Origin of the sequence: uncultured Ruminococcus sp. (assembly GCF_937915125.1) — a bacterium.
Classification (GTDB): Bacteria; Bacillota; Clostridia; order Oscillospirales; family Ruminococcaceae; genus Ruminococcus_C.
In genome coordinates, this window is record NZ_CALDMP010000054.1 from 1 (window position 1) to 6,972 (window position 6,972).

The following is a 6,972-nucleotide window of genomic DNA, read 5'->3' on the forward strand; positions in this document are numbered from 1 at the left end:
GACGAAAAATCTGACGGCGCACCTGACGCGCAATCTTTGTGCGGTATTGCCCTGACGAAAAATCTGACGGTGCATCTGACGTACCATCTTTGTGCGGTATTGCCTTAAAAAATGATTTACGTGGATGGGCAGTTTTGTGGGTTGACATCTGTCGAAAAATGTGGTATAATCAATATCGCCTAAATAATACTGCTGTTTGTATATAACTTTGTTGGGATTCAACAAAATCAACCCTGTATAATACAAATCTGAACATGAGAGGTGTAGATTATGGCGATTTATCAATGTGACATCTGCGGTGCGGTCTACGATGAGGAAAAGGAGGGAAAGCCCATTTCCGAGCTGACCTGCTGTCCCATCTGCAAGCAGCCCGTTTCCCATCTGGTGCCTGTGCCTGGGGAAGAAAAACCAGCGCCGAAGTCCTATTCCGGCGATCTGGATTATGACAGCGCAACGGCAAGAAACGATGCAAGTGCCCGTTATATGGCGGAGATTCACCAGATGGCAGTGACGGGAAAAACCATCGGCGGTGCAATGAGCACAAAAATGCCCTTGCCCTCCTGGGATGATATCCTGCTGCTGGGGTCTCAGCTGAATCCCCCGCCGTTGGATGACGGAGCGCCTGTGGATACTGTCACCGTGATCGGCAAGCACGCAAAAAAGCCCATGATCCTGAACAGCCCCGTATATATTTCCCATATGTCCTTCGGCGCTCTGTCGAAAGAGGTGAAGGTCGCCCTTGCGAAAGGCTCTGCTATGGCGAAAACAGCCATGTGCAGCGGCGAAGGCGGCATCCTGCCGGAGGAAAAAGCGGCGGCATATAAGTACATATTTGAGTATATCCCCAACAAATACAGCGTCACGGACGAAAACCTGCGCTCCGCCGATGCCATTGAGATCAAGATCGGACAGGGCACAAAGCCGGGAATGGGCGGACATCTGCCGGGAGAAAAGGTCACTGCGGAAATTGCCGCCATCCGGGGAAAAAAGCAGGGTGAGGATATCCAGAGCCCCAGCAAGTTCCCGGAGCTGCAATCCAAGGAAGATCTGCGGGACATGGTGGACATGCTGCGCACACGTTCTGAGGGTTGTCCCATCGGCATCAAAATTGCCGCGGGAAATATTGAAAAAGACCTGGAATACTGCGTTTTTGCAAATCCGGATTTCATCACCATTGACGGCAGAGGCGGTGCAACGGCTTCCAGTCCCCTGATGCTGCGTGAAGCCACTTCTGTTCCCACGATCTATGCGCTGAGCCGTGCCAGAGCATACCTGGACTCTGTCCATTCTGATATTTCCCTTGTCATTACCGGCGGACTCCGGGTGTCTGCTGACTTTGCAAAGGCATTGGCAATGGGTGCGGATGCTGTGGCAATTGCCAGTGCAGGTCTGATCGCTGCTGCATGCCAGCAATACCGGATCTGCGGAAGCGGAAACTGCCCGGTGGGCGTTGCGACACAGGATCCGGAGCTGCGCAAGAGACTGCATGTGGATGCCGCAGCACAGCGTGTGGCAAACTTTCTGAACGTTTCTCTTGACGAACTGAAAACCTTTGCGAGAGTGACGGGAAAGCATTCTGTCCATGACTTGTGCGTGGACGATCTTGTGACAACGGACAGAGATATTGCAGAATATACCCATATCCGGCACGCAGGTCAGCCGAATATGGATGCGAAAAATACAACTACCATGGAGGAAAACAAAATGAAACAGTACAAATGCAAACTATGCGGAGAAATTTTTACAGTAAAGGACGGCGAAACACCAGTCTGCCCCAGATGCGGTGCAACAGGAGACAATCTGGAAGAAGTGACTGCGGAGACAAAGAACAAGTACGCAGGAACCCAGACTGAGAAGAATCTCCACGCCGCTTTTGACGGTGAGTCCGGCGCAAGAAACAAGTACACCTATTTTGCTTCTGTGGCAAAAAAAGAGGGATATGAGCAGATCGCTGCCCTGTTCCTGAAAACTGCCGAGAATGAACGGGAACACGCAAAAATGTGGTTCAAGGAGCTGAACGGCATCGGCGATACGGCTGCCAACCTTGCGGCTGCTGCTGAGGGCGAAAACTATGAGTGGACGGATATGTACGACGGATTTGCAAAGACCGCCGAGGAAGAGGGCTTCCCGGAGCTCGCCGCAAAATTCCGCATGGTGGCTGCCATTGAAAAGCACCACGAGGAACGCTATCGTGCACTGCTGAAAAATGTGGAAACTGCGTCTGTTTTCGAGAAGAGCGAGGTCAAGGTGTGGGAATGCCGCAACTGCGGTCATATTGTGGTCGGCACAAAGGCACCGGAGATCTGTCCTGCCTGTGCACATCCGCAGAGCTATTTTGAGATCAGCGAGGCGAATTATTAAGCTGGTTGCTGTCTGGCATTTGATTTGTATTCCAGATACTGTATAAATATAAAACCCCCGGAAATACGCTGTTTTACGTATTTTCGGGGGTTTTTTGAGACTTCTTCTCTTTTAATTCTTGCTCCAAATTTTGAATCGCTTTTTTTCAACTCTTCAATTGACATTTTTTTGATATTTTCCGGAACAACGACATTATCATCAATGAACACTTCCATATATTTCACCTACATTATGAGAAAACGGTGCAATGTGAGCATCAGCCCGTGAATCAGGATTTTGCTGTCCTTGCGACAGCCCCTACTCTTCCCCCACTACATCCAGCCCCGCATCTCCGTCAGCCCCTAAGATCCGCAGCTTTTGCTGGTACTGGGTGCTTTTCAGCAGCAAACAGTATTTCTTCGGGGTGAGACCGGAAAGCGCCTTGAAATCATGGACAAAATGGGACTGGTCATAATACCCCAGCTCTGCCGCAACTTCTGTCAGGGTTCTTTCGGCACGGTGGTTCAGCGCCTGAACAGCCGCCTGAAACCGGAAAATCTTCGCCAGCTGCTTGGGGCTCAGTCCCACCTCGGTGCGAAAGCACTTGTCGATATACCGGGTGGTATACCCCGTCTCTTCCGCCAGCTGTTCCATGGTAATGCTCCCGGCAGAGCGCACCAGCAGATTGGCGGAATGGAGCACCAGCAGATTGCTGTTTTCCATGGGAGAAAGCCGCTGGTAAATGCGCAGATACGACCGGAGAAAGGCACGGATCTGCCTGTGAAAATCCATGGTGCCGCAGATCTCCTCCAGCATGCGCTCGTCCCGGATCAGGGTGGAAAAGGGGATCCGATGGTTCACCAGACTCCCCATAACGCCCGAAACGCCCAGCACCGGGTTATACCCCGGCAGAAACCGCACCCCGAAATAACAAGCCTCCGACCGCATGAGGACAGTCTCCGGCGCAAGGACTGTGCCGCAGATCTCAGCCTCCGGGGCATCCGGATCACAGCAGAACACCATATCCACACAACCGTCGGGCACCGCATACCGGGGTGCAGTTCCCGTCCGGCACTGGTAAAAGTGAACGATTCCGAACCGGTTCATCACACATTTTGCATATGTCTCAGCCGCTGTGACGAAAAACGGCTGCCTGGGTGTCATATAGATTCGCTGTTCCATGCAAAAAACACCTTTCGCTTTCCTCCGTTACTATTGGTATTATAGTACAGATTGCAGGAAAGCGCAAGGTGTTTTACGGTTTATTCAGAACTTGTTTTCATTCATTCCGGACGGGTGCCGGTGTTGACATCAGCGGGAACGCTCTGAACCTCCGGTTCTGCCTGGAGACGGAGCCGCTTTGCCAGCTTGGGATTGTGGTGCATCTGATACAGGTCGGATTCCATTGCCATGACCTCCTTGATCTGGAACGCCTTGAACATGGGACGTTTCATGACCATCTTGATCCAGACAACGGCATACACAGACAGAACAGCCAGAACGATCACAAAGATCAGATAGATCCGCTTCTTGATCTCCCAGCTGGGGTCAATGTTGTAGATCATGAAGGCGTTGCCGATCACGCCCAGAATCGGGATCACCGGTCCCAGGGGCAGCTTAAAGGTACGGGGTGCCTTTGGCAGACGTTTCCGCAGCACCAGCACATCCACATGGAGGATGATGTAGGAGAAGATCCAGAAGGTGCAGCCCGTCAGGATGAGGAATGTTAGCTGATCGCTGGTGGAAAGTCCCGTGGCGTTAATAACGATCATTATGGCTGCCACCAGAAGCAGTCCCACATAGGGTGTTCCACGCTTGTTCCGGCAGAGAAAGACGGTGGGCAGCAGCTTGATCTTCGCCATGCCGGAGCAGATCTGGGAAATGGAGAACATGGCTGTATTCAGGGTGCTGATCACTGCCAGCAGAGAGATTATGGTCATCCAGATGGTGCCCACCTTGCCGTACAGCAGAGTGCCGTATAAGATGTGGGGCACTGTGCTGGCGCCTAAGTCCTCCCAGGGGGTGTAGCGGCTGAAGCCGATGGTCATGAAGATCTGCATAACCAGAATGGCAACGAGACTGATGACCATGCCGAGGGGCACCTTGCGGCGGGCATCTTTCACCTGAGACGAAATGGGCACAATGAACTCCACGCCGATGAACAGGAAGAATGCCAGTCCCAGCAGAGACAGCACGTCTCCCGGCTTTGAGGAGATCACCGCCTCCTGTTCCACGACCTCACCGGTACCCAGCCCCAGCGCACCTGCAATTCCCAGGAAGATCAGAGAGCCGATGAGACCATACGCCACGATGTTCTGTATCTTTGCAAACATATCCACCCCAAAGAGATTCAGCACTGCCAGAATCACGATCAGGGCAATGGAATACACAGAGCCGGAGATGGGGACATCCGGCAGCACGTTGCTCAGGGTGTTTCCGAACATGGCTGCCTCTGAGCTGCCCATAATGGTCTGGCAGGTCAGATAGCCGCCTACGGTAATCACAATGGACACGAAGGGTCCCAGACATGCCAGGGTATACTGCGCCATGCCGCCGGTGAGATTTGGCATCAGGGCATTGAACTCGCAGATGGAAAGCGCTGTCAGAATGTTAAAGGCACAGGCAATGACCATCGTCAGGATAAAGGGCGTTCCCACTGCGGCAGCACCCTGATCAATGGAAAGCAGACAGCTTGTGGCAACGATCAGACCCACGCCTGTGGCAATAATGCTGGGCAGACCCAGTTTTTTCTCTCCCATTTTCAATCACTTCCTATACACGGATTTATTTTTCGCCATATACCAGCGCATCATAGCCCTCTTCACCGGTGCGGACACGAACCACATTTGTCACATCAGAGACAAAGATCTTGCCGTCGCCGATGCTGCAATGCTGGAGGAAAGGGGCTTTCCCGGCTTTGCATATGGCTCCAGCCCGGAGTTCAGCCCAAAAACAAAGGAGCCATGCTCCGTCTGGTGACCATAAAAGTCCGCATCTGCGGTGCCCAGCATCTGCCAGAACATAGGAGCGACTGCCTCTGTCACCAGAGTCTCTAAGAGCACCGGCTGCATGGGAATGTCGATTCCCACAGTGGAGGCAATGAAGCGACTTTCATAGCCTGCCGCCAGAATGACCGTGTCTCCCTCATAGACATTGCCGGAAGCCGTGACCACCTGGCGGACTGCACCCTTGATCTTCCGCAGTTCTACCACCTTTTCTCCGGAGATCACATGGGCACCCAGCCGGCGTGCCATTTTGTAGTAGCCCATTGTCGCCATCAGCGGATTGGCGTGGCCGTCTGTGGGACACCAGCTGGCACAGGTGACTTCCTCCGAGAGGTAGGGTGTGGGACAGATAAAAGGGAACGCCACACAGCGAGCAATCTTTGCCGCATGTACGCCATAGCCGCCTCCCCGATATGGAAACCCCGGATCTTCGCCTTATGCTCCTTGGAACCGAAGAACTTGTGGATCTGTTTGAACAGCTGGCCGCCCGGCTTTGCGTTTTCATCATATACCACGACCTGCATACCACGCTTTGCCGCTTCAATGGCAGCGGACAGACCTGCCGGCCCTGCGCCTACCACGATCATATCATATCGTTTCATTTCACTTCACCTCCGGTCTGCTGGGCAGTTACGCCGTATTGGGTGCGGATGTCCATGCCTGCCTCCAATGGTGTAACACAGTCGGTACAGCGGCCGATGGCACAGAAGATGCCCCGGGGCTTGTGCTCCTTTTTGGTGTAGCGATGTACCATGACTCCGGCATTTTTCAGCGCCATGGCAATGGGTTCTCCGGCATAGCCCTCCAGCGCTTTTCCATCAAAAGTAAAGGATATCCGTTCCCCTTTCTGATAGGTACCCAGAATTTCCTCCATGGCTTCAATGCAGCCAGCCATGTCCTTGACCCCTGCGGCAACCATGTCCTCTTCATTCAGATACAAAAACTCAACCTTCGGATATTCCATCACAATGCCCTCCTGACAAGAAGCGGAAGTTCCGTTTCTGCATAAAATTAAAGGAGTCCAGCGTGTTATCTGCTGAACTCCTTTGTTCAAGTATGATTCTACCATAATTTCTGCCGAAAAAATTGTAAAAAACGGAACATGGCTCTGAGCGTGCAGTTGCCTTGGCGTTTTGATCTGCATATATGCAAAATACGGAAAGAAATCACAGTTTGCGCTTCAAATTATCTCTGAGTTCTACAACTCTGATCTCAATGTCCCGAATTACTTTTTCAAACACCTCATCGCTCTGTCCGGTGGGGTCTGGCAATCCCCAGTTATCATCAAATTCTCTGCCAATATACGGACAGCCCACATCGCACCCCATTGAAATTGCAATGTCAGGAGACGGTATTTCATCAAAGGTTTTACTGTACTGCGCCTGTTCCATATCAATGCTGTACAGCTTTTTCATCAGACGGACAGCATCTTGATTGATCTGCGGCTTTGTTTCCGTTCCTGCCGAATAGCTGTCAAAAACGTCTGCGGCAAGATGCTTTCCCAGTGCTTCTGCGATCTGACTGCGGCAGGAATTGTGAACACAGATAAATGCAACCTTTTTCAAATTATACCCTCAATCCGTAAAACTCACCACTAAAAAACATCAACGCAACCAGAAGTGTAATC

General features: G+C 52.0%; 8 protein-coding genes and 2 pseudogenes. 2 read left to right on the top strand and 8 right to left on the bottom strand.

Going from position 1 to position 6,972, the window contains the following annotated elements; genetic code table 11:
- Window positions 1-270: 270 nt before the first annotated feature.
- Window positions 271-1,653, top strand: a pseudogene (locus Q0418_RS05300) (glutamate synthase-related protein); the annotation flags it as partial.
- Between the two features lie 51 nt (window positions 1,654-1,704).
- Window positions 1,705-2,361 carry a rubrerythrin gene (rbr, locus tag Q0418_RS05305; RefSeq protein WP_367276234.1) on the top strand — a complete coding sequence of 219 codons (657 nt, stop codon included), beginning with the start codon at window positions 1,705-1,707 and terminating at the stop codon, window positions 2,359-2,361.
- Here the strand turns inward: rbr and Q0418_RS05310 are convergent.
- From Q0418_RS05310 to Q0418_RS05340, 8 genes and pseudogenes are all read right to left on the bottom strand, one after another.
- A complete protein-coding gene (locus tag Q0418_RS05310; RefSeq protein ID WP_298482924.1) occupies window positions 2,358-2,576 on the bottom strand; it encodes a hypothetical protein in 219 nt (72 codons plus the stop codon). The genes rbr and Q0418_RS05310 overlap by 4 nt on opposite strands.
- Window positions 2,577-2,658: 82 nt before the next feature.
- On the bottom strand, window positions 2,659-3,522 hold the full coding sequence (locus Q0418_RS05315; protein WP_298482926.1) for a helix-turn-helix domain-containing protein: 864 nt from the start codon (window positions 3,520-3,522) through the stop codon (window positions 2,659-2,661).
- A gap of 101 nt (window positions 3,523-3,623) precedes the next feature.
- Window positions 3,624-5,099 carry an APC family permease gene (locus Q0418_RS05320; RefSeq protein ID WP_298482928.1) on the bottom strand — a complete coding sequence of 492 codons (1,476 nt, stop codon included), beginning with the start codon at window positions 5,097-5,099 and terminating at the stop codon, window positions 3,624-3,626.
- A gap of 25 nt (window positions 5,100-5,124) precedes the next feature.
- Window positions 5,125-5,265 (bottom strand): P-II family nitrogen regulator, encoded by a 141-nt coding sequence (locus tag Q0418_RS11015; RefSeq protein WP_367276235.1) that lies wholly within the window; start codon window positions 5,263-5,265, stop codon window positions 5,125-5,127.
- Window positions 5,220-5,684, bottom strand: a pseudogene (locus Q0418_RS05325) (NAD(P)/FAD-dependent oxidoreductase); the annotation flags it as partial. The pseudogene Q0418_RS05325 and the gene Q0418_RS11015, both read right to left, overlap by 46 nt.
- A complete protein-coding gene (locus Q0418_RS11020) occupies window positions 5,618-5,947 on the bottom strand; it encodes an FAD-dependent oxidoreductase (protein ID WP_367276233.1) in 330 nt (109 codons plus the stop codon). The gene Q0418_RS11020 and the pseudogene Q0418_RS05325, both read right to left, overlap by 67 nt.
- Entirely contained in the window at window positions 5,944-6,219 is a 276-nt protein-coding gene (locus tag Q0418_RS05335; RefSeq protein WP_298482933.1) for a (2Fe-2S)-binding protein, read from the bottom strand. The genes Q0418_RS11020 and Q0418_RS05335 overlap by 4 nt, the downstream gene beginning before the upstream one ends.
- Window positions 6,220-6,511: 292 nt before the next feature.
- Window positions 6,512-6,910, bottom strand: coding sequence for an arsenate reductase ArsC (locus tag Q0418_RS05340; RefSeq protein WP_298482930.1), 399 nt, complete (start codon window positions 6,908-6,910; stop codon window positions 6,512-6,514).
- Window positions 6,911-6,972: the final 62 nt, after the last annotated feature.